The organism is Flavobacterium sp. GNP008 (assembly GCF_056428965.1).
On record NZ_JBWJVL010000001.1, the window covers coordinates 806,217 to 827,819 of the forward strand.

Consider the following 21,603-nt stretch of genomic DNA (forward strand, 5'->3'; position numbering starts at 1 on the left):
AAATATAAGACACACAACATGAAATTAGACTGGAAAATTAAATCGTTTGATACTCTCTCCGTTCATGAACTTTACGATTTACTCCGTTTAAGAAGCGAAATTTTCGTGGTGGAACAAAACTGTGTTTATCTTGATCTAGATGGAAAAGACAAAATAGCCCTGCATCTCTTTGGTGAATTTGAAGGTGAAATAGTAGCGCATGCCAGACTTTTCAAACCTGGCATAAGTTTTGAAAATGCTTCTATTGGTAGAGTTACTGTTGCTGCACATTACCGTGACAGAAAATGGGGACATGATTTAATGCGAGAAGCTGTTGCTGGTGTTTTACTGCATTTTGGTGAAAATAAAATTACTATCGGAGCTCAGTTATACCTTAAAAAATTCTACCAAAGTCATGGATTTGTACAAACCAGTGAAATGTATTTGGAAGATGATATTCCGCATATTGAAATGAAAAAAGAATAACTAAATCTTTAAGATTACAAATTCAACCCTACGATCTAGGGCATCTCCCTGCCCTAAAGGGAATTTATTTCCGTTTCCCATATAATGCATTCGAAGACTGTTTATTCCATTACTCATCAAATATTTGTAAACATTTTTAGCGCGATTCACAGAAAGTTTTCGCTCACGAGTATCCTTGTCGATAGCGTCAGGGTAATCACTAGGCGTGCAGCAAACATGTCCTCTAATTTCAAATTCCAATTTCTTTTGTTTTTGCAGAAGCAATACGATTTTATCTAACTCTTTTTTAGACTGTTCTGTTATTTTACTACTCCCCAATGCAAAGAAAATATTTTCCAGATAGATGCGATCCCCTACTTTATGATTTTCCTTGAATGAATTGTAGATCCCATTGCCAAAACTATTTTTCCTAACAATAAATAAATCAACTCGTCTGTTCTTAGAACGGGACTCTTCTATATTTTCTAGCACCTCTTTTTTCAAAATTACACGGCCTTTCCCTTCGATAATAACAATTTTATTTTTGTTAAAACCATTTGCAGTAAGAATATTTTGAACAGTTATGACCCTGTTTTTTGATAATTCATAATTATAATCGTTGTCCCCTCTATCATCGCAGTAGCCATAAATTTGTATCGATTCCACTTTGGTAGAATCAGTATTTTTTATGAAATTAACAATGGTTTGAATCTGATCCGTATCAAGAGAATGCTTGTCAAATTCAAAAAAAACCGTTTCCACCGGCCTACCCTGAGCAAATGAATAAGCCCAAAAAAGAAACAGTAGTATCTGGACTAATTTTTTCATTATATCTTCAAGATGGTCTTATATTCTGAGCTATTGCTCAAAATGATTATAGCTCTCTTAATTTCTACATTGTTTTTGATGTAATACTCATACAACCCTTCTTGATATTGGTATCGCTTAATGATTTCATCCACCATCAGATTTTTGATTTCTTTTTGATTTTTATCCAATAATGCATTTTCACTTTTTTGAAGCGCAACGAGTAACTGTTCATATTCTACCAGAATAGATTCGTCTAGTTTTTCTTTTTTGGCTACAGCCAAAGTGTTTTTCAAAGCCAATTCTGTTTCGGTATCAAAAGAAAATTTTTGCATTTTTAAAAACTGCTTAAAATCCAAATAATCTGAATCTGAAATGGTGGGAATGCGATTGCCTAGAGATGGGTTTTTATAATAATAGCTTGTAACATAATTAAAAATTCCATCATTCCGTAATAAAGCGTTGGCTATTGGGCTTGATTTAGTTTCCATAAGTTCTACATCAGGCTGAATTCCGCCGCCGTCATAGACCGTTCTTCCCTTCCGAGTTTTAAAACTATTATAATTTTTTTCTGCTGTTTTCAGCGCTATTCCATTTTTGTCTTTCCGAGAATAATCCAAAGCTTGAATACATCTCCCAGATGGCGTATAATATCTGGATATTGTAACTTTTAACTGCGTCCCATAAGTTAAATCGACCGGTCTTTGTACCAAACCTTTTCCAAAACTGCGACTACCCAAAACTACTGCTCGATCTAAATCCTGCAAGGCACCGGCCACAATTTCTGATGCTGAAGCACTGCGATCGTTAACAATTATCACCAAAGGAATTTGAGTGTCTATTGGATCTTTATTCGTTTTATAAGTACTGTTGTGTTTCTCTATTTTTGATTTTGTAGTCACAATCACCTCATTTTTAGGAACAAAAAGATTGCAGATGTTGACCGCTTCATTCAAAAGACCTCCCGGATTATCTCTTAAATCTAATATAATTCGTTCTGCACCATCTTTTTTAAGTTGTTCTAAAGCTTCTTTCGTTTCCAAAGAGGCTTTTTTATTAAAATGAGACAAAACGATATAACCGGTTTTATCATCAATTTTCGTAAAAAAAGGAACTGATTTTATTTCTACTTCATCTAGAATGATTTGAGTATTGTTTTCTTTTCCTTGCCGGAGGTACTTGATAGCGATTTTAGTGTTTTTTACCCCTTTGAAGAGTTGGGAAGCTTCATCCTTGAAATCAGATAACATGACATCCCCCACCTGAATAATCTCATCCCCAGGCTTTAAACCCGCTTTATCAGCAGGAAAATTTTTATACGCTTCTTTAACTATTAATTTATCTTCTTGCCTGGTGAGTAAGGCCCCAATTCCAGTATATTCCCCAGTATTGTTTATCCTAAACCGCACCACATCCTGTTCGTTAAAATAAACGGTATACGGATCTAAGCTCGCCAGCATCCCCTTAATGGCCTTATCCATTAACTCACCCGGATTTGTTTCATCGACATAATTTCTATTCAGTTCTTTGAAAAGTGTTGTGAATATTTCAATTTGCTTTGCGATTTCAAAAAAATCGTCTTTGAAGCTGGTTCCAATAAACAAAAATGCCGAAGCGACAACGGGAACTATGAATTTTTTTTGGATACCGTTCATGAATTTAATTAACTTAATTTGAGGGTACTAAAATAACAATTAATCCCCAAATAATTATGCAGCTCAGAATTTTACGGAACTTTGTTTTTTAGAAGCTGTCAAATGTTTAAATTTCAGAAATAGAATCGCTTTCTGACACTGGTTTTCTGAGGTTTTGTGCAATAAACTTCTCAAACAATTGAATGGTTTTAGTATTAATTTCGGCATAGGTCAGCCGGTCTTTAGTTTGGTAAAAAAACATAAAGGAATACGGCTGGTCCAGATTGTCAATTAAAAGATGTTTATTAAGACGGTAAGTCTCGCGGAGTACCCGTTTGAAATAATTGCGGTCTACAGCTTTCTTGAAATTCTTTTTGGAAACAGAAACGCCCATCTTAATTTTTTCGCTTTCGCCAAAAGAACCTGATTTATATACCAATCGCAACGGATATTTAGCTACTGATTTCCCTTCGGTAAATAACAACCCAATGGTTATTTTGCTTTTAAGCTTTTCGGTTTTGGGGTATTTGAAATTCATTTTATAGAAAAAAGAGGTGGATTTTGATTGGCAAAGTTACGATTAAACGTTGTCACAGTATATTGTTTCGGATTTAAATACGGCTAAAAATATATTTCTTACTTTTGTGCCAAATTTTAAAGCATGCAAAAACTGATTTCGTATCCCATTTCCGTAATTTATTATTTATGTTTCGGTCTAACATTGGTTATTTTTCATCCAATACAGTGGGTTTGCTTCCATGTTTTTGGCTATCAAGCCCATAAAAAAAGTGTCGATTATTTGAATTTTTTCTTGTTGAAATGCACCCATTTATTGGGAACAACTTACAAATTTGAAAATATAGAAAGTATCCCAAAAAATGTTCCTCTTATTTTTGTGTCCAATCATCAAAGTCTGTACGATATTATTGCTATGATTTGGTTTTTTCGCCGTTTTCATTGTAAATTTGTCAGTAAAAAAGAATTAGGAAAAGGCATACCAAGTGTGTCTTTTAATTTACGTCATGGTGGTTCTGTTCTTATCGATCGTAAAGACCCTAAGCAAGCCATTCCGGCCATCAAAGGATTGTCAGAATATATTGAAAAAAACAACCGTTCCGCAGTTATTTTTCCGGAAGGAACACGTAGCAAGACCGGCACGCCAAAAGAGTTTGCACAAAGCGGGTTGAAAATTTTATGTAAATATGCGCCATCTGCCTACATAGTTCCAGTAAGCATAAACAATTCTTGGAAAATAGTTAAATACGGGTTTTTCCCTTTAGGTTTAGGAAATCGCCTTACCTTTGTAGTACATAAACCCTTAGCGGTTAAAGAGTATGATTTTGCTGATTTGATAGAGATAACAGAAAAAGCAGTTGTTCAAGGAATAAAAATTTAATTTATATATAATGTCAATAAAAAACATTCGATTAGAAGTAATGCAGTTTTTAGAAAAAAACGTAGACAGCTTTGTCGATCAGTATCTAATTCCTGTTGAAAAAATATGGCAGCCAACGGATTTTTTGCCCAATTCTCAAAGCGATACTTTTTTTGACGAAGTCAAAGAATTGCGTGAAATTGCAAAAGAATTACCATACGATTTCTGGGTAACTTTAGTAGGTGATACTATTACTGAGGAAGCTTTACCAACTTACGAATCCTGGTTAATGGATGTAGAGGGAATTGATAATGTAGAGCGAAACGGTTGGTCCAGATGGATCCGACAATGGACTGGTGAGGAAAATCGTCATGGTGACATGCTCAACAAATATTTGTATTTGTCAGGTCGCGTAAACATGCGTGAGGTAGAAATGACCACGCAACACCTAATCAACGATGGTTTTGACATAGGAACCGGAAGAGACCCTTATAAAAACTTTGTGTATACTAGTTTTCAAGAGTTGGCAACGTATGTTTCCCACAACAGAGTGGCACAAATGGCTAAGAAATATGGCGATAACAAATTGTCTAAAATGTGTAAAATGATTGCTGGAGACGAAATGCGTCATCACCATGCTTACAGCGAATTTGTAACCCGTATTTTTCAATTAGACCCTAGCGAAATGATGCTTGCGTTTCAATACATGATGAAAGCTAAAATCGTTATGCCGGCACATTTCTTAAGAGAATCTGGCGAAAAAATAAGTACTGCTTTCGAGCAGTTTTCTGATTCAGCGCAACGAATTGGGGTATATACTGCCGCGGATTATGTAGATATTATGCAAAAATTAATTGACAAATGGGAAATTGACAAAATTTCCGGTTTGACAGACGAAGCAGAAAAAGCCCGGGATTACTTAATGAAATTACCGGGAAGAATGGCTAAAATTTCAGAAAGAATGGTAATCCCTCAAGAGTCGCATATCTTCAAATGGGTGGAGCCCGCTTTGATAAGATAATTTTTTTGAATTCTAAATAAAGAATGAAGATGTTGAATTTTGAAGTTGGAGAACTTTGAAATTCAACATTTTTTTTAAAAGTATATAAACAATGATAAACCCTGATTTAATAAGCAAAACGATTCTTTTTGTACAAGAAAAACTAGAAAATGCCGAAGGCGGACACGACTGGTTTCACATTGAAAGAGTGTTTAAAAATGCGGTTCTGATTTCAAAAAATGAAGTTTGTGATGCCACTGTTGTCAAACTTGGTGCTTTGCTTCATGATATTGCCGACAGTAAGTTTCATGATGGTGACGAAACCGTTGGGCCAAGAATAGCCAGAGCATTTTTGGAATCAGAAAATGTTGACGAAGAAATTATCGCTCATGTGATTAATATCATTGAAAACATCTCCTACAAAGGCGGTAATTTCGAAAAGAAATTTTCCTCTATAGAATTGGATGTGGTTCAGGATGCAGATCGTTTAGACGCGATTGGCGCCATTGGAATTGCAAGGACATTCAACTATGGCGGATTTAAAAACAGAACGCTTTACGACCCTAAAATCGCTCCAAATTCCAGCATGACCAAGGAGGAGTACAAGAAGAACGATTCTCCTACGCTCAATCATTTTTACGAAAAGTTATTGCTTTTGAAAGATAAGATGAATACCGAGACCGGAAAACAAATTGCACAAGAACGACACCGTTACATGGAAGGATTTCTGGCGCAGTTTTATGCGGAATGGGAAGGGGAGAAATAGGTTTTGTGTTGTATAGAGGCACTGCAGTGCCTCTATACCGTGCGTCTCTACAATGCAAATTGTTTTTTAAATTCCTTTCGCTTTCATTTCCAGAATCACATCCGAAGCGTTTTTAAAAGTTGGCGCTTGCTCAATAATGCTTCCCACTCTTTTTTTATTAAGTTTAAAGGTGATGTCATTTTCCGTTGTAAACAACAAAGCGGTCAAAAAAGGGTTGTTCATATACGGAGCCAATACAATAAAAGCCTCGTCAAGGGAATGGAAACTTTCAACTTCTTCGGTTTTGTATCGCGCCGTAACCGAAAGACTAAATACGTCATTCTCCAGTAAAACAGGACGCACATAAATATTTTTCAGTTCCGTATCACCAATGGTTTTGGCAAGTGTAAGTTTAGCGTAGGTATGGTTTTCGATACTTTCTTTTACCTTTTCCCAGAAAAGTTCAAATATAGGTTGGAAGGACATAAATTTAATTTTAGATGGTGTGTTATATTCCCAAACGGGTCTGCAAAATTAAGTGTTGTAAAGCAAACAATCCGTTTTTGAGGAAAGATTATTTAAAAAGGAATCACTTGTAAACTAAAAAGAGAACCAACATGGCTCTCTTTTATTCTTATTTCCCTGTAAACACTGCTTTTCTTTTCTCTAGGAAAGCCGTTGTTCCTTCTTTGAAATCTAAGGTTCCAAAGCATTTTCCAAAAGCTTTTATTTCGGCTTCATACCCGTTTTTTCCTTCTTTGAAATTAGCATTGACTGCTTTTATGGCTTTGCCAATAGCATACGGTGAATTCTTTATTATTTTATTGGCCACACTCACACAGTAGTCTAAAAGTTCTGCTTCAGGGACTACGTGATTTACCAATCCAGTTCTGTAAGCGTCCTGCGCCGTTACCATTCCTGCGGTCATAATCATTTCCATCGCACGTCCTTTTCCTATCAATTGTGGCAAACGTTGTGTTCCTCCATAACCCGGAATTACACCCAGTGAAACTTCTGGCAATCCCATTTTTGCATTTTCTGAAGCGACTCTGAAATGACACGCCATGGCTAATTCTAATCCCCCACCCAATGCAAAACCATTTACGGCTGCAATTACTGGCGTTTTTAAATTTTCTATGAAATCAAATAATTTTTCTTGTCCTTCTGCCGCCAATTGTGTTCCTTCTTCAATCGAAAAATGAGCAAATTCTGAAATATCAGCTCCGGCTACAAATGCTTTTTCACCACTTCCAGTTAGAATTATAACCCGAATTTCGTCATTCTTTCCTAATGTTTTGAACGCTTTGTTCAAATCAGAAATGGTAGCAACATTCAAAGCATTTAGTTTCGTCGGACGATTAATGGTAATCGTAGCGATGTTGTTTTCGGTTGCAATTAAAATGTTTTCGTAATTCATAATTGTATTTTTAAGTGTTAATTATGGGAAGCGAAACAATAAAAGTAGTTCCTTTTCCAAATTCAGTTTCAAAGGTAATTGTTCCTTTATAATTTTCGATAATGTTTTTTATAATTCCAAGACCAAGACCCATTCCACTGCTTTTAGTGGTGAATTTTGGTTCAAATATGCGGTCGATGTCTTTGGGCTGAATCCCAATTCCGTTATCGGCAACGGTTATTAAAACGTTGTTTACATCTTTTTTCACCGTTACTATAATAGACTTGTTTTCTTGCTGATCCGGAATGGACTGAATGGCGTTCTTTGCTAAATTTGTGATGATTCGAATGAGTTGTGTTCGGTCAATTTTCGAAATAATTTCGGGAGAATCACTCTTGAATTCAATGTATTCTTCGTTAAAAATATCCATGGCAAGTTCTACTACCTCCACTACATTCAAGGTTTCGTTTTGCTGTGCCGGCATCGATGCAAAATTCGAAAACGCCGAAGCAACCGCACTCATCGTGTCAATTTGTTGAATTAAAGTTTCGGAGTAGTCATTCATTTTCTGCCTTACATTCGGATCAGTTGGGTCAAATTTTCGCTGAAAACTCTGCACCGTTAGTCGCATTGGCGTAAGCGGATTCTTGATTTCATGCGCCACCTGTTTCGCCATTTCGCGCCAAGCTTCTTCTCGTTCGCTTTGCGCTAGTTTAATGGCACTTTTTTCTAATTCATCCACCATCGCGTTGTATGCTTTTATCAAAAGATTAATCTCTTTGCTGTTGGCTTCTAGAACAATTTTTTCATTTTTTTGGTTCAAACTCGTTTCGCTTAACTTATCTGAGATTGTTTTCAACGATTTAGTGATGTACGATGAAAGGAAATAGGCCAATGCAAACGCGACGATAAGCATAAAGGAATACACTTGTCCCAAGCGAATTAGAAAGCTTTTTAATTCATTCTCATAGTAGCCGTCGTCTTCTACGTAAGGCAGGTTTAAAATTCCCAACGGTTTAAATTTGTCGTCTTTGATTTGACTGAAAGCCGAACGATTTTTTTTACCATCAATTGTCTTAATGTCTACGTATCTTTTTTCAATGGAAGAACGAACGAGTTTTAAAATATATTTTGGAATGGGTGGAGCCACTTTATCAACAGAAAATGATTCTTTGGATGATTTTAATAATTTACCGTCAAGGCTATAAATGTTGATTTCTATATTATGAATGTGGGCTAATTCGTGAATTTTATCCTTAAAAATCAAGTCTAAATTTCCCGCTGTCATCGGATAAGTGGTCGTAGAGAGCACGAAATTAATATGTTGTTTTACGGCATTTTCATTCCGTTCCAAGCGCTCTTGATGGTACTCTTTCGCTTCATTTTTAAATTGAAATATAGAAATAGAAGCCAATAATACAGATGCCATTAGTATCAATACAATCATCGAAAGGAAAATCCTGATTCGTAACGAAAGCATTGCTATTTTGAAGCTTTTGAACATATTAAGATTGATTTCTTTCCCTAATTTTTTTATAAAATTTAAATCCAAGCATAATTAAAATGGAAAAAAGAAAGATCCCAATTACGCCATAAATCCAATTGACTGCATTTTTCAAAACTACTAAAAAAACAACTGCAAAAAGGATAATAGTGGCGCCTTCATTCCATAAACGCATGAAATTTGTGGAATATTTTACTTCGTCATTTTGCAATTGTTTGAATATTTGATGGCATTTTCCATGGTATAAATACAACACAAATACAAAGCCAAGTTTTACGTGCATCCAAGGCATTTGCAACCAAGAACGTCCTAAATCAGTAAAAAATAACATCCAAAAAGCAAATATGCTGGCTAAAACGGCTGATGGCCAAGAGATAATGTACCACAAGCGATAGGTCATTATTTTGTATTGTTTTTGTAATATTTCTTTCTCTGGAGTGGGTTTTTGTGCCGCTTCAATTTGGTAAACGAACAAGCGCACAATGTAAAATAATCCTGCAAACCATGTAATTACAAAGATGAGGTGTAAGGATTTAAGATAATTATAGTATTCCATCGTTAGTTTGAATCAGTTTTGTATTCATTTCTTTTTTCAGAAAATAGCCAGTCAGTACAGTTGATAAGATATCCGCAATAGGGAATGCAATCCACACTCCAAAAATACCTAAAAAATTTGGTAGAATCAGTACTAACGGAATTAAGAAAAACCCTTGTTTACTTAACGTCAAAAGCAATGCTTTTTTTGCCTTTCCCGCCGCTTGAAAATAGGCCGCTCCAATGAGTTGAACAGCAATAATTGGCGAAGCCGCAAAAACCCAACGCAACGCCTCTGGGGTTTGTGCAATCACTATAGGATCTGTCGTAAAAACGGCTACTATTGGTTTTGCAAAAACAAGTATCACTACAAAAATCAGTGAGGCCAATAACGCGGCGTATTTTATGGAGAGCAACACACTTTCTTTGACTCTTTCATAATTTCCTGCACCGTAATTAAAACCGGCAATTGGCAGAAATCCTTGCGTAATTCCCAGAATTGGAAACAAGGCAAACATCAACATTCGGCTAATAATTCCATAAATGGCAACAGAATGTTCGCCACCATAAGTGTACAAAGTATGGTTTAATATTATCGCTAAAATACTCACAACTCCTTGTCTGGAAAACGTCACAAAACTCAATTCGGTTATTTCCTTTACAATAGGCATTTTGAATTTAAAATGTTTCGCTTTTAGTTGTAGTTCGCTTTTAAAATAAAAAAACCAAACTACAAATAAGAAACAGGTACAATAGGATATGGCTGTCGCCAAAGCAGCGCCAAACATTCCTAAATCCAAGTATTTTATAAAAATAATGTCTAATATAATATTTATAAAAGCAGGAATAATCATGGCCACCATGGCAAATTTAGCCTTGCCTTCGGCCCGAATAACATTATTTCCCATCATGCAAAGTGCCAGAAAGGGAACGCTTATGAGTATAGGAAAGAAGAATTCTTTTGCGGGTTCCATTATAGCTCCTTTCGCACCAAAAAGCATCAGCATTTCATCACTGAAAAAAAGACCAAGTAGCACAAAAACAGATGCCAATAAAAAGGTCATCATAATTTGATTGGCAAAAGTTTGCAATGCTTTTTCCCTGTTATTAGCACCTAAAGCTCTGGAAAGTACAGAACCTCCACCCACACCAATTGCCATTCCCAAAGAGGAAATCAAAAAGGTGATGGGCAAAACTACGGTTACCGCCGCAATGGCCAAAGAACCAATCCATTGTCCCACAAAAATGGTGTCAATTAAAATATTAACCGACATGAATAAAATCCCAATAGAGGATGGAACTGCTTGCTTTATCAAGAGTTTTTTGATGTCTTGAGTTCCTAACTCATCGGCGGTAACGGCCATTTAAGCGTTTATTTTTTCGGAGTCAAGTTTAACTGAAGATGAAGCATTGGACCAGTTTGAAATCCAATTGCTTACGGTTTTACACCAGTCGTCACTGTCATTTAAGCAGGGTACTGCTAAAAATTCTTCGCCTCCATGAACTTTAAATTCATGATTGGCTTCCATGGCAATTTCTTCCAAAGTCTCCAAGCAATCCGATACGAACGCAGGTGTCACAACAGCAAGTTTCTTAATTCCTTTTTCTGGCATTTTGTTTACTTCTACATCCGTGTAAGGTGTCAACCATTTGTCTCCCGCTAAGCGCGATTGAAAGGTCTGGCTGTATTTTCCTTCTGGAATCCCCAGTAATTTTACGACTTGTTTGGTCGTTTCATAACATTGATGGCGGTAACAAAACTCATGTGCCGGCGATGGCGTACTGCAACAAGAACCGTCAATTTTACAATGTGATTTGGTAATGTCCGTCTTGCGAATGTGACGCTCCGGAATTCCGTGGTAGGAGAATAATAAATGATCGTAATCAAAACCTTCTAAATAACCTTTGATAGAATCGGCAAGGTTTTTTAAATAATCCGGTTTGTTATAAAATGCGGGAACGATGGTAAATTTCATTTCTGGGAAATATTTTTTACGATGTTCTTCTGCTAATTCTAAAATTGTAGTTGTAGACGCCATAGCGTGTTGAGGGTACAATGGAAAAAGCAATACTTCTTTCACGCCTTTATCATGCAATTCTTGTAAACCAGATAATAAAGATGGATTTCCATAACGCATCGCTAAGGAAACCGGAATGTCAACTAATTGTTTTACTTTGGCGTGCATTCTTTTCGAAATCACCACAAGAGGAGAACCTTCGTCCCACCATATTTTGGCGTAAGCGGCGGCTGATTTTTTAGGTCTTGTTTGTAAAATTATTCCCCGAACTAATAATGCTCGCAACAAAAATGGAACGTCAATAACGTATTTATCCATTAAAAATTCATCTAAATACGGTTTAACATCCTTAGGAGTTGGACTTTCCGGAGAACCTAAATTAACTAATAATACACCTTTCATGTTGTCTTTTTTTGTTGGTACAAAAGTAATTAAACTTACTTTTTTATAAATTGCGATTAACTATTTTTTATTTATTGTTTAATATAAGAAATCAATTGTTTATGGCATATTTGGATTTATCGACATCAAGTATTTCTTTGGCGTGGTAGCAAATTTCTTTTTAAATGCTGCTATGAAATGACTTCCGGTGCTGTAGCCAATTTTCAACCCCACTTCATTTACATTATAGGAACCGCTGTCGAGCAATTTTCGGGCAAAATCCATTTTGTAGTCAAACAGAAACCCATAAACGGTGTCTCCATAGATTTGTTTGAAACCCATTTTTAGCTTCTTTAGATTCAAACCTATTTCATCTGCTAGTTCCTGCAATCCAGGTGGTTCTGCCATATTAGCAATTATAATTTCTTTGGCTTTTTTAATTTTCATGACATTGTCCTCATCTATTAAAAACGGGCATTGTTCTGCATTAGGATCTTCAGTTCTATTGAAATACAAACTCAATAATTCATATCCTTTCCCTTTATAATACAGGTTTTTTATAGACGGATGCAAACTGTAATGAAACAATTGCGATAAAACAATGGCCATCGAGGGACTGATATTTCCTTCGTTATAGTATTTTTTGTCCTTATTATCGGCACTTAAAAATGTGATGTAATCTGCTTCTGTCGAAAACAAAGCATGGAATTTTTTAATCGAAATAATTACAGAAATCACCCAGGAATTTGGCGCTAACTCCAGATTTAAAGGCAATTCTTTCTGAGGATTGTATAAAAGCAATGATTTTTCTTCTTTTAATTCCAAAGCATAATTCCCTTGGTTGAAGATGAACTTGGCACTCCCTTTTAATCCAAAGTGAAACTGTATCAAACCGCTGCCCACTTCCCGTTGCGCATTAAAGGAATCGATGCTGTCGTTCTGAAAGCGAATGAGTGTGAAATCATCCTCAATTTTTATAATTTCCTGAGAACCCATAGCGATATTTTTTTGATATGAAAATGATAATTGTCAAGTCATTTTATTTAGAACAACTCTAAATAGAGCGCTTTAAACAACGTGGTTTCACTACAAAAATAGATTTTTTTACTATTAAATAAGCATTTAGAACTAAAAAAACATTTAACGACATAAAAAGAACTTCTAGCGTTACTTTTATAAGTACTATAGTCATAATTTTGTCCCACTTTCTGGAAAAGTGCAAATATGGAAAACAATAAAACATTAAAGCATCACTATTTTTACGCAGTTGGATTGAGCTATAAAAAAGCGGATGCTGAGATTAGAGGTAAATTTAGTTTAGACGTTGCTGCAAAAACGCGTTTACTGGAACAAGCTAAGAATGAAGGAATAGAAAGTTTAATAGTCACATCTACCTGCAACCGTACTGAAATTTATGGGTACGCGGAACATCCGTTCCAATTAATCAAATTAATTTGCGAGAATAGTCAAGGTTCTGTTGAAGAATTTCAAAAAGTAGGCTTTGTTTATAAAAACCAAGAGGCGATTAGTCATTTATTTCGCGTAGGAACAGGTTTAGATAGCCAAATATTAGGTGATTTCGAAATTATTGCCCAAATAAGAAATTCATTTTCCCAATCAAAATCGTTGGGTTTAGCCAATGCTTTTATGGAACGATTAGTAAATGCCGTTATACAAGCTAGTAAAAAAATAAAAACCGATACGGAGATTAGTTCAGGAGCGACTTCGGTTTCTTTTGCCGCTGTTCAATATATATTTAAGAATGTAGAAGACATCGGGAATAAAAATATTCTTTTGTTTGGTACTGGCAAAATAGGCCGTAATACGTGTGAAAACTTAGTGAAGCATACGAAAAACGAACATATTACTTTAATTAACAGAACCAAATCCAAAGCTGAAAAGCTAGCCGGTAAATTGAATTTAATTGTAAAAGATTATTCGGAATTGCATCTCGAATTGCAAAATGCAGATGTTGTGGTGGTTGCAACAGGGGCCCAAAATCCAACGATTGATAAAGCCATTCTTAACTTGAAGAAACCGCTTTTAATTTTGGATTTATCCATTCCCAAAAATGTACATCAGGATGTGGAAGAGATTGAAGGCGTTACACTAATTCACATGGATTATTTGTCGCAACTAACAGACGAAACTTTAGAAAACAGAAAAAAACACATTCCTGCAGCAGAAGCAATCATAGAAGAAATAAAAGAAGAATTTACTACGTGGACCAAAGGCAGAAAATTTGCACCGACAATCAATGCGTTAAAAGCAAAGCTGAATGCGATAAAAACATCTGAATTGGATTTTCAAAGTAAGAAAATTTCAAATTTCAATGAAGAGCAAGCGGAGATTATCAGTAACAGAATTATCCAAAAAATAACGACACACTTTGCCAACCATTTGAAAGATGACGATACTATGGTGGATGAAAGTATCGAATGGATTGAAAAAGTTTTTAAAATTGGAGTGACTACAAAATAATGAATAAAACCATACGCATAGGAACGCGCGATAGTGAACTCGCGCTTTGGCAAGCCCATACTGTCGAAAAAAAATTAAACGATTTAGGCTATAAAACCGAAATTGTAGCGGTAAAATCACAAGGAGATCTTCTTCTCGATAAACCACTTTACGAATTAGGAATCACAGGGATTTTTACCAAAACACTGGATATCGCCATGATTAATGGTCAGGTTGATATTGCGGTGCATTCCATGAAAGATGTTCCTACGGCTTTGCCAATAGGAATTGTGCAAGCAGCTGTTCTGGAAAGAGCGAATACGTTAGATATTTTAGTACACAAAGGAAACCTTGATTTTCTTAATGGAGAAGGTACAATTGCGACAGGAAGTTTGCGTCGTCAAGCACAATGGCTTAATAAATACCCCAATCACCATGTAGTCGATTTGCGTGGAAACGTCAATACGCGATTGCAGAAATTGCAGGACAGCGATTGGCATGGAGCTGTTTTTGCAGCAGCAGGATTGGAAAGAATCAACTTGAAACCTTCCAATTATATCGATCTTGACTGGATGATTCCGGCGCCGGCTCAAGGCGCTATGGTGATTGTAGCCATGGCCAATGATGAGTTTTGCAGAGAAGCCGTTTCAGAATTAAATGATATCGAAACGGAAGTATGTACTCATATCGAAAGACAGTTTCTAAAAACGCTCGAAGGGGGTTGTACGGCACCAATTGGCGCTTTGGCAGTATTTATAGAAGATGAAATAGTGTTTAAGGGCGTTTTATTTTCTATTGATGGCAAGCAAAAAATCGAAATAGAAAAAACGGTTCCCTTACAAGAATGGAAAAAATTAGGATTTGCATCAGCCCAAGAAATTTTAGAGAATGGCGGAGTAGAATTGATGATAGAAATTAAAAATAATTTGAAGAAATAATGAGCCAAACAAGTATTTTATCCACTAAAACATTGTCGGCAGAACAAAGGCAAGTATTTATTGATGCTAATTTTGATCTTTTAGAACAAGATTTTATCGAAATAAAAAACAACCTTTTTGAACTGAATACCATCAACAACAACTTGATTTTTAGTAGCCAAAATGCTGTTTTAAGTTTGATCGAACAAAACGGTTGGGAAGTTTTAAAGACGAAGCCTGTTTTTTGTGTAGGGATTAAAACCAAAGAATTACTCGAATCGCATGGCTTTACAGTTGATGTTTACTTGGATTATGCATTTGAATTAGCCGAAATAATCACTTTAATTTACAATAAGGAAAGCTATACTTTTTTGAGCGGAAATTTGCGAAAAGAAACTTTGCCTGAAGCATTAAAAAGTGCCGGAATAACTTTTAACGAAATCGAAGTCTATCAAACAACACTTGCGCCTTTTAAAATATCAGACCAAGAAAATTTTGACGGAATTCTGTTTTTTAGCCCGTCTGCCGTTGAAAGTTATTTGACAAATAATAAAATCAAGAATGAAGTTTGTTTTTGCGTAGGCACCACTACAGCATCAGCATTAGAATCAAAGAAAATTAAAAACATCGTAATTGCCGAAACACCAACTATCGAAGAGGTGATTTTGGAAGTTATTGAATATTATACACCGGAAAGCATCTAGCAATCTGCTAAAATTTAAATACATGATCAAAAACGACCTATTTTTAAGAGCACTAAAAGGAGAAACAGTACAACGCCCACCAGTTTGGATGATGCGTCAAGCGGGAAGGTATTTACCGGAATTTATCGCTTTGCGTGACAAGTATGATTTTTTTACCCGTTGTCAAACTCCGGAATTAGCTGCTGAAATTACCGTACAACCGATACGCAGGATTGCTCCGGATGCGGCTATTTTATTCTCGGATATTTTAGTAATTCCGCAAGCGATGGGAATTGAAGTATTGATGAAAGAAAATTTTGGTCCGTTTTTACCAAATCCAATTCGTACCATTCAGGATGTGGAGAAAGTTATCGTTCCAGATGTTCATGAAACATTAGGGTACGTTTTTGACGCGATCAAATTGACCAAAGAAATGCTTAATGATGAAGTGCCATTAATCGGTTTTGCTGGTTCTCCTTGGACAATTATGTGTTACGCCGTGGAAGGCAAAGGCTCTAAAAGTTTTGATATGGCCAAAGGATTTTGTTTCCAACATCCAGAAGCTGCTCATGTTTTATTGCAAAAAATTACGGACACTACTATCATGTACTTGAAAGAAAAAGTAAAAGCGGGAGTAAACGCCGTTCAAATTTTTGACTCATGGGGCGGAATGCTTTCACCAGTTGATTATCAGGAATTCTCTTGGAAATACATCAATCAAATCATTGAAGCATTGGCTGATGATGCTCCGGTAATTGTTTTCGGAAAAGGATGTTGGTTTGCATTAAATGAAATGGGGAAAAGTAGAGCTTCTGCATTAGGTGTTGACTGGACGTGTTCACCAAGAAACGCCAGATACTTGTCAGGTGGAAACATTACGTTGCAAGGAAATTTTGATCCATCAAGATTGTTGTCACCGATTCCGGTGATTAAGAAAATGGTACATGAAATGATTGACGAATTCGGAAAAGATAAATACATCGTGAATTTAGGCCACGGAATTTTACCAAATATTCCTGTGGATCACGCGAAGGCATTTATTGACGCAGTGAAAGAATACAATCAGTAGTCAGTCACAGTGACAATTTTCAGTTTCTATTATTGGAATTAAAAAACTGCTGTTGAAAACTAATTTATAATGAAAGAACAATTTTACACCTACATACAAAACCTTCAAGACCAAATCTGTAAAGGATTGGAAGCAGTTGAAGGCCAAGCCAAATTCCGCGAAGACCTTTGGGAACGACCGGAAGGCGGAGGAGGAAGAACACGCGTGATGGAGAACGGCAAAGTTTTCGAAAAAGGCGGGGTTAATATTTCGGCCGTTCACGGGAAATTACCGGAAGCCATGCAAAAAATGTTCAATGTGGGTGAAGCCGATTTTTTTGCCTGCGGACTGAGTTTGGTTTTGCACCCAAAAAACCCAATGGTACCTACGGTTCATGCCAATTGGCGCTATTTCGAAATGTACGATGACAACGGAAATGTAATCCAGCAATGGTTTGGTGGCGGGCAGGATTTAACACCGTACTATCTGTTTGAAGAAGATGCCATCCATTTTCATCAAACCTGTAAAACGGCTTGCGATAAACACAATCCGGAGTTTTATCCAAAATACAAGAAACAATGTGATGCCTACTTTTGGAACGCGCATCGTCTCGAAGCACGTGGAATTGGAGGCTTGTTTTTCGATTATTGCAAAGCAACGGAAACCATTTCTATGAATAATTGGTTTAATTTTGTATCCGAAGTGGGCAATAGTTTCCTCGAAGCGTACGTCCCAATTGTAGAAAAAAGAAAAGAGTTGCCTTATACTCCAGAACAAAGAACGTGGCAGGAAATCCGTCGCGGTCGTTATGTAGAGTTTAATTTGGTTCACGATAAAGGCACCTTATTTGGTTTAAAAACCAACGGAAGAATCGAAAGTATCCTAATGAGTTTACCACCGCATGTGCAGTGGGTGTATGATCATCATCCGGAAGCGGGAAGCGAAGAAGAAAAATTATTGAAAGTATTAGAATCACCAAAAAATTGGATTGCAGATTGATGATTAACGATTTTTGATTTGCTTGGCCAATTCGCTGTCGCTTGGGTCAGATTTTCTGTCATCACCAATTTGTTTTAAATCATAAATCAGCAATCGCTAATCTAAAATCATAAATCATATGTTCCCATTACACAGAGGCAGAAGATTAAGAACGAATGAATCCATAAGAAGTTTAGTTCGTGAAACCAGTTTAAGTCCAGCGGATTTTATGTTTCCTATGTTTATCGCTGAAGGCGAAAATGTACAAGTAGAAATTGCTTCCATGCCAGGTATATTTCGTCGTTCTATCGATTTAACCGTAAAAGAAATCAAAGAATTATTCGATTTAGGCATTCGTGCGGTGAATATTTATGTAAAAGTAAGTGAGAATTTAAAAGACAATACAGGAAAAGAAGCTTGGAATCAAGATGGATTAATGCAAAATGCCATTCGTGCCATTAAAACAGCTTGTCCAGAAATGATTGTAATGCCTGATGTGGCTTTGGATCCCTATTCTATTTATGGCCATGACGGTATTATTGCAAACGGAGATGTAACAAATGATGCAACGAACGCAGCCTTAGTAAAAATGGCTGTTTCTCATGCGCAAGCCGGAGCCGATTTTGTAGCGCCATCGGATATGATGGATGGACGTGTCCTGCGTTTGCGAGAAGGTCTTGATGCTGCCGGATTTCATAATGTAGGCATTATGAGTTATTCGGCAAAATACGCATCTGCTTTTTATGGGCCGTTCCGTGATGCATTAGATAGTGCACCAGTGGACGGCGAAAATATTCCTACAGATAAAAAAACATACCAAATGGATTATGCGAATCGCATTGAAGCCATCAAAGAGGCGTTGTGGGATGTAGAAGAAGGTGCCGATATGGTCATGGTAAAACCAGGGATTGCCTATTTAGACATCGTTCGAGAAGTGAAAAATGCGGTGAATGTTCCGGTAACCGTTTATCATGTTTCAGGGGAATACGCGATGATCAAAGCCGCAGCCGAAAGAGGTTGGTTAGATCATGATAAAATTATGATGGAACAACTAATGTGCATCAAACGGGCTGGAGCCAGTTTAATTTCGACTTATTTTGCGAAAGAAGCTGCAATACTTCTTAACAAATAGAACATGAAAAAATATTTTATAATAACGGTTTTATTGCTTTCCAATAGCATTTTTGCACAAGCGGAAGTAGTTTCTACTTTTATTGAGAAATGGGATAATTCCAAAGATTATTTAGTAGCCGTTGCACAAGCCATGCCGGAAGATAAATATGATTATAAACCTTCAACCCGTGAAATGTCCTTTAAAGAACAATTATTTCACATACAAGATAATATGAATTGGTTGAACACTACTTATTTTTCGGACGAGAAATATGTGAAAAAAGAGACCGTAAAAGGGCTTTCAAAAGCACAAATAATCCAAGAAATAAAGACCTCTTTTGACACAGCAAAAAGAGTTATTCAAAAAACCAATGATGAAGAATTATCTCAAAAAGTGGAGTTTTTTGCTGGTTCTAAATCAAAATTACAAATTCTTAATTTGATGCAAGACCATGTTACCCATCACAGAGCACAAATTTTAGTATATTTGAATCTGAATCAAATTCAGCCACCCAACTATATTGGATGGTAATTCTAGCCATTCAGACACCTACAATTAAAGAAATTAACATGAGAAAGACGTTGTTTTTATTTGCCGTTTTAGCCTTAGCTTCTTGTAAAAAAGAAGAAGTCAAAAAAGAACCTTTATACCCAACTACTACTGAAGAAGTTGCGCAAACTCCAGAGGAAGTAGGAGAGGAAATTTTCAAAGGAAAAGGAAATTGTGTGGCCTGTCATCAAGTAGACAAGAAAGTGATAGGGCCAAGTCTGCAGGATATCGCTAAGATTTATAAAGATAAAAACGCAAGTATCGTAACGTTTTTAAAAGGCGAAGGCGAGCCTATTGTTGACCCAAGCCAATATGAAGTAATGAAAACAAACTTCGTTGTTACCAAAGCCATGTCTGATGACGAATTGAAAGCCTTAGAAGCTTACGTATATTCAAATTTGAAATAATTTATACTGAACTTGTATCAGTATCTGGAGCTAATCCCGTCATCCGCTGTATTCCCGCTAAATAAAAACTACGGCTAAAAGCCCTCTTTTTCTAAATCGGGAGATGCCGCTACTAGGGGCTAACATACAAGAACCATTCGTCTCTGCGAGTGGTTTTTTTATGTTAAAATGTCTTGAGCGTATTTATTCATGAACTTTGTTACTTCTTTAGGAACAATGTGGGTAATTTTTTTATCTTTAAAATATGGAAACAGCATACATCAAAACACCTCTGGGAATCGCTTCAATAACAGGCGATGAAAATGGAATATCTGTAATTTCAGTTGCTGATGAAGGAAAAATTTCAAGTACAATTCCAACAAATTTACAGGATGCAGTTGCCCAAATCAATGCGTATTTTGAGGGAAAGAGAACCGATTTTGACTTTACGCTCAATCCAAAAGGAACTGTTTTCCAACAAAAAGTCTGGAAATCTTTATTGGACATTCCTTATGGGAAAACCAGAACCTATCTCGAACAATCCAAAATTTTGGGTGATGTAAAAGCCATTAGAGCCGTAGCTTCTGCCAACGGGAAAAATCCGCTTTGGATTGTTGTTCCTTGTCATAGAGTTATTGGAACAGACGGATCACTTACAGGATATGCAGGCGGTTTGTGGCGAAAAAAATGGTTGTTAGAACACGAGAATCCAACGACACAGCAAAGTTTGTTTTAGTTGTCTCTCAATAAATTCCTTATATTCGTTTAAGAAAATACCTAAAATTAGCGTCATCAACGTGCCATAAATATGATAGAAAAAATAAACCTCAATAACATACTGTTTCTGGACATAGAAACTGTTCCAGAAGCTGAAGATTTCAATGCTCTGGATGCGGAAATGAAAGACCTTTGGGAACACAAGACGCAATACCAGCGCAAAGACGAATACACACCCGAGGATTTTTACGACCGTGCTGGAATTTGGGCTGAGTTTGGGAAAATCATTTGTATTTCGGTGGGTTATTTTACCGTCAAAGGCGATATTCGGAATTTTCGGGTGACTTCTTTCATTGGAGAAGAAAAGAAAATATTGTTGGATTTTAATAATTTGCTGAATACTCATTTCAATCAGCCACAACATGTTTTGTGTGGGCACAATGCCAAGGAATTTGACATTCCTTTCCTTGCCAGACGCATGATAATCAACCAAATTATTATTCCGAACAAACTGAATTTATTTGGAAAAAAACCATGGGAAATCCCACATTTAGATACCTTAGAGTTATGGAAATTTGGCGATTATAAACACTATACGTCTTTAAAATTGATGTGTAAAGTCCTTGGAATTCCTTCGCCAAAAGGCGATATCGACGGCAGTCAAGTAGGACATGTGTTTTATGTAGACAAGGACATTGACCGCATTGTTACTTATTGTGAAAAAGACACCATTGCCGTAGCACAGATTTTCCTTAGATTGCGCAGAGAAGAATTGTTGATTGAGGATGAAATAATTCATGTGTGATAATTTACCGCCAATTCGCAAATTGGATATTTTGCGAATCGAAATGTTTATTCCTGGTTTATTCCTGGTTTATTTTTATTAGCGAATTTGCGGTTAAACTTTTTAAAT

Annotated in this window: 24 protein-coding genes; 14 read left to right on the top strand and 10 right to left on the bottom strand. The window is 36.3% G+C overall.

Annotation, left to right across the window (positions count from 1 at the left end):
• Window positions 1–18 precede the first annotated feature (18 nt).
• Window positions 19–465 (top strand): GNAT family N-acetyltransferase, encoded by a 447-nt coding sequence (locus tag AC0608_RS03630; RefSeq protein WP_478288151.1) that lies wholly within the window; start codon window positions 19–21, stop codon window positions 463–465.
• Here the strand turns inward: AC0608_RS03630 and AC0608_RS03635 are convergent, their stop codons facing one another.
• The 3 genes from AC0608_RS03635 to rnpA form a co-directional block, all read right to left on the bottom strand.
• Complete coding sequence (locus AC0608_RS03635) at window positions 466–1,272, bottom strand: OmpA family protein (protein WP_478288152.1); 807 nt, start codon at window positions 1,270–1,272, stop codon at window positions 466–468. It lies immediately after the preceding gene.
• Window positions 1,272–2,906 (bottom strand): S41 family peptidase, encoded by a 1,635-nt coding sequence (locus AC0608_RS03640; RefSeq protein ID WP_478288153.1) that lies wholly within the window; start codon window positions 2,904–2,906, stop codon window positions 1,272–1,274. Before AC0608_RS03640 ends, AC0608_RS03635 begins: the two co-directional genes overlap by 1 nt.
• A gap of 106 nt (window positions 2,907–3,012) precedes the next feature.
• On the bottom strand, window positions 3,013–3,423 hold the full coding sequence (rnpA, locus tag AC0608_RS03645; RefSeq protein ID WP_417958956.1) for a ribonuclease P protein component: 411 nt from the start codon (window positions 3,421–3,423) through the stop codon (window positions 3,013–3,015).
• A gap of 123 nt (window positions 3,424–3,546) precedes the next feature.
• Here rnpA and AC0608_RS03650 point away from each other — a divergent pair, with 123 nt between their 5' ends.
• The 3 genes from AC0608_RS03650 (at window position 3,547) to AC0608_RS03660 (ending at window position 6,026) form a co-directional block, all read left to right on the top strand.
• Window positions 3,547–4,281, top strand: coding sequence for a lysophospholipid acyltransferase family protein (locus tag AC0608_RS03650; RefSeq protein ID WP_417958957.1), 735 nt, complete (start codon window positions 3,547–3,549; stop codon window positions 4,279–4,281).
• 10 nt (window positions 4,282–4,291) lie between these two features.
• A complete protein-coding gene (locus AC0608_RS03655) occupies window positions 4,292–5,281 on the top strand; it encodes an acyl-ACP desaturase (RefSeq protein WP_417958958.1) in 990 nt (329 codons plus the stop codon).
• Window positions 5,282–5,372: 91 nt separating this feature from the next.
• Window positions 5,373–6,026, top strand: coding sequence for an HD domain-containing protein (locus tag AC0608_RS03660; RefSeq protein ID WP_478288154.1), 654 nt, complete (start codon window positions 5,373–5,375; stop codon window positions 6,024–6,026).
• Between the two features lie 66 nt (window positions 6,027–6,092).
• Here AC0608_RS03660 and AC0608_RS03665 read toward each other — a convergent pair whose 3' ends face one another.
• The 7 genes from AC0608_RS03665 to AC0608_RS03695 form a co-directional block, all read right to left on the bottom strand.
• Window positions 6,093–6,491 (bottom strand): hypothetical protein, encoded by a 399-nt coding sequence (locus tag AC0608_RS03665; protein WP_478288155.1) that lies wholly within the window; start codon window positions 6,489–6,491, stop codon window positions 6,093–6,095.
• A 148-nt stretch (window positions 6,492–6,639) separates the two neighbouring features.
• The gene (locus tag AC0608_RS03670; protein ID WP_478288156.1) at window positions 6,640–7,422 is read right to left on the bottom strand and encodes an enoyl-CoA hydratase/isomerase family protein; all 783 of its coding nucleotides are present in this window, start codon (window positions 7,420–7,422) and stop codon (window positions 6,640–6,642) included.
• A 10-nt stretch (window positions 7,423–7,432) separates the two neighbouring features.
• On the bottom strand, window positions 7,433–8,905 hold the full coding sequence (locus tag AC0608_RS03675; RefSeq protein ID WP_478288157.1) for a sensor histidine kinase: 1,473 nt from the start codon (window positions 8,903–8,905) through the stop codon (window positions 7,433–7,435).
• A 1-nt stretch (window position 8,906) separates the two neighbouring features.
• Window positions 8,907–9,461 carry a CopD family protein gene (locus AC0608_RS03680; protein ID WP_417958963.1) on the bottom strand — a complete coding sequence of 185 codons (555 nt, stop codon included), beginning with the start codon at window positions 9,459–9,461 and terminating at the stop codon, window positions 8,907–8,909.
• The gene (locus AC0608_RS03685; protein WP_417958964.1) at window positions 9,448–10,803 is read right to left on the bottom strand and encodes an MATE family efflux transporter; all 1,356 of its coding nucleotides are present in this window, start codon (window positions 10,801–10,803) and stop codon (window positions 9,448–9,450) included. The genes AC0608_RS03680 and AC0608_RS03685 overlap by 14 nt, the downstream gene beginning before the upstream one ends.
• Window positions 10,804–11,859, bottom strand: a complete 1,056-nt coding sequence (gene hemH, locus AC0608_RS03690; protein ID WP_478288158.1) for a ferrochelatase — start codon at window positions 11,857–11,859, stop codon at window positions 10,804–10,806. It abuts the gene before it with no gap.
• A 99-nt stretch (window positions 11,860–11,958) separates the two neighbouring features.
• Entirely contained in the window at window positions 11,959–12,834 is an 876-nt protein-coding gene (locus AC0608_RS03695) for a helix-turn-helix domain-containing protein (protein ID WP_417958966.1), read from the bottom strand.
• A 228-nt stretch (window positions 12,835–13,062) separates the two neighbouring features.
• Here AC0608_RS03695 and hemA point away from each other — a divergent pair, with 228 nt between their 5' ends.
• From hemA to AC0608_RS03745, 10 genes are all read left to right on the top strand, one after another.
• The gene (gene hemA / locus AC0608_RS03700) at window positions 13,063–14,319 is read left to right on the top strand and encodes a glutamyl-tRNA reductase (RefSeq protein WP_478288159.1); all 1,257 of its coding nucleotides are present in this window, start codon (window positions 13,063–13,065) and stop codon (window positions 14,317–14,319) included.
• Window positions 14,316–15,236, top strand: a complete 921-nt coding sequence (gene hemC / locus AC0608_RS03705) for a hydroxymethylbilane synthase (RefSeq protein ID WP_417989855.1) — start codon at window positions 14,316–14,318, stop codon at window positions 15,234–15,236. Before hemA ends, hemC begins: the two co-directional genes overlap by 4 nt.
• Window positions 15,236–15,919, top strand: coding sequence for a uroporphyrinogen-III synthase (locus tag AC0608_RS03710; RefSeq protein WP_478288160.1), 684 nt, complete (start codon window positions 15,236–15,238; stop codon window positions 15,917–15,919). The genes hemC and AC0608_RS03710 overlap by 1 nt, the downstream gene beginning before the upstream one ends.
• 22 nt (window positions 15,920–15,941) lie before the next feature.
• Entirely contained in the window at window positions 15,942–16,967 is a 1,026-nt protein-coding gene (hemE, locus tag AC0608_RS03715) for a uroporphyrinogen decarboxylase (protein WP_478288161.1), read from the top strand.
• 69 nt (window positions 16,968–17,036) lie between these two features.
• Window positions 17,037–17,945, top strand: a complete 909-nt coding sequence (hemF, locus tag AC0608_RS03720) for an oxygen-dependent coproporphyrinogen oxidase (protein ID WP_478288162.1) — start codon at window positions 17,037–17,039, stop codon at window positions 17,943–17,945.
• A gap of 118 nt (window positions 17,946–18,063) precedes the next feature.
• A complete protein-coding gene (gene hemB / locus AC0608_RS03725; protein ID WP_417989684.1) occupies window positions 18,064–19,056 on the top strand; it encodes a porphobilinogen synthase in 993 nt (330 codons plus the stop codon).
• A gap of 3 nt (window positions 19,057–19,059) precedes the next feature.
• Complete coding sequence (locus AC0608_RS03730; protein ID WP_478288163.1) at window positions 19,060–19,569, top strand: DinB family protein; 510 nt, start codon at window positions 19,060–19,062, stop codon at window positions 19,567–19,569.
• A gap of 38 nt (window positions 19,570–19,607) precedes the next feature.
• On the top strand, window positions 19,608–19,994 hold the full coding sequence (locus AC0608_RS03735; protein ID WP_478288164.1) for a c-type cytochrome: 387 nt from the start codon (window positions 19,608–19,610) through the stop codon (window positions 19,992–19,994).
• Window positions 19,995–20,238: 244 nt separating this feature from the next.
• Window positions 20,239–20,709 (top strand): methylated-DNA--[protein]-cysteine S-methyltransferase, encoded by a 471-nt coding sequence (locus AC0608_RS03740; protein ID WP_417958975.1) that lies wholly within the window; start codon window positions 20,239–20,241, stop codon window positions 20,707–20,709.
• Between the two features lie 72 nt (window positions 20,710–20,781).
• The gene (locus AC0608_RS03745) at window positions 20,782–21,495 is read left to right on the top strand and encodes a 3'-5' exonuclease (protein ID WP_478288165.1); all 714 of its coding nucleotides are present in this window, start codon (window positions 20,782–20,784) and stop codon (window positions 21,493–21,495) included.
• The last annotated feature ends 108 nt before the right edge of the window (window positions 21,496–21,603 follow it).

Excerpts from the sequence above, each read along its gene's own strand:
- AC0608_RS03630 (WP_478288151.1), top strand. The coding sequence starts at position 19 with ATGAAATTAGACTGGAAAATTAAATCGTTTGATACTCTCTCCGTTCAT.
- AC0608_RS03635 (WP_478288152.1), bottom strand. The coding sequence starts at position 1,272 with ATGAAAAAATTAGTCCAGATACTACTGTTTCTTTTTTGGGCTTATTCA.
- AC0608_RS03640 (WP_478288153.1), bottom strand. The coding sequence starts at position 2,906 with ATGAACGGTATCCAAAAAAAATTCATAGTTCCCGTTGTCGCTTCGGCA.
- rnpA (WP_417958956.1), bottom strand. The coding sequence starts at position 3,423 with ATGAATTTCAAATACCCCAAAACCGAAAAGCTTAAAAGCAAAATAACC.
- AC0608_RS03650 (WP_417958957.1), top strand. The coding sequence starts at position 3,547 with ATGCAAAAACTGATTTCGTATCCCATTTCCGTAATTTATTATTTATGT.
- AC0608_RS03655 (WP_417958958.1), top strand. The coding sequence starts at position 4,292 with ATGTCAATAAAAAACATTCGATTAGAAGTAATGCAGTTTTTAGAAAAA.
- AC0608_RS03660 (WP_478288154.1), top strand. The coding sequence starts at position 5,373 with ATGATAAACCCTGATTTAATAAGCAAAACGATTCTTTTTGTACAAGAA.
- AC0608_RS03665 (WP_478288155.1), bottom strand. The coding sequence starts at position 6,491 with ATGTCCTTCCAACCTATATTTGAACTTTTCTGGGAAAAGGTAAAAGAA.
- AC0608_RS03670 (WP_478288156.1), bottom strand. The coding sequence starts at position 7,422 with ATGAATTACGAAAACATTTTAATTGCAACCGAAAACAACATCGCTACG.
- AC0608_RS03675 (WP_478288157.1), bottom strand. The coding sequence starts at position 8,905 with ATGTTCAAAAGCTTCAAAATAGCAATGCTTTCGTTACGAATCAGGATT.
- AC0608_RS03680 (WP_417958963.1), bottom strand. The coding sequence starts at position 9,461 with ATGGAATACTATAATTATCTTAAATCCTTACACCTCATCTTTGTAATT.
- AC0608_RS03685 (WP_417958964.1), bottom strand. The coding sequence starts at position 10,803 with ATGGCCGTTACCGCCGATGAGTTAGGAACTCAAGACATCAAAAAACTC.
- hemH (WP_478288158.1), bottom strand. The coding sequence starts at position 11,859 with ATGAAAGGTGTATTATTAGTTAATTTAGGTTCTCCGGAAAGTCCAACT.
- AC0608_RS03695 (WP_417958966.1), bottom strand. The coding sequence starts at position 12,834 with ATGGGTTCTCAGGAAATTATAAAAATTGAGGATGATTTCACACTCATT.
- hemA (WP_478288159.1), top strand. The coding sequence starts at position 13,063 with ATGGAAAACAATAAAACATTAAAGCATCACTATTTTTACGCAGTTGGA.
- AC0608_RS03710 (WP_478288160.1), top strand. The coding sequence starts at position 15,236 with ATGAGCCAAACAAGTATTTTATCCACTAAAACATTGTCGGCAGAACAA.
- hemE (WP_478288161.1), top strand. The coding sequence starts at position 15,942 with ATGATCAAAAACGACCTATTTTTAAGAGCACTAAAAGGAGAAACAGTA.
- hemF (WP_478288162.1), top strand. The coding sequence starts at position 17,037 with ATGAAAGAACAATTTTACACCTACATACAAAACCTTCAAGACCAAATC.
- hemB (WP_417989684.1), top strand. The coding sequence starts at position 18,064 with ATGTTCCCATTACACAGAGGCAGAAGATTAAGAACGAATGAATCCATA.
- AC0608_RS03730 (WP_478288163.1), top strand. The coding sequence starts at position 19,060 with ATGAAAAAATATTTTATAATAACGGTTTTATTGCTTTCCAATAGCATT.
- AC0608_RS03735 (WP_478288164.1), top strand. The coding sequence starts at position 19,608 with ATGAGAAAGACGTTGTTTTTATTTGCCGTTTTAGCCTTAGCTTCTTGT.
- AC0608_RS03740 (WP_417958975.1), top strand. The coding sequence starts at position 20,239 with ATGGAAACAGCATACATCAAAACACCTCTGGGAATCGCTTCAATAACA.
- AC0608_RS03745 (WP_478288165.1), top strand. The coding sequence starts at position 20,782 with ATGATAGAAAAAATAAACCTCAATAACATACTGTTTCTGGACATAGAA.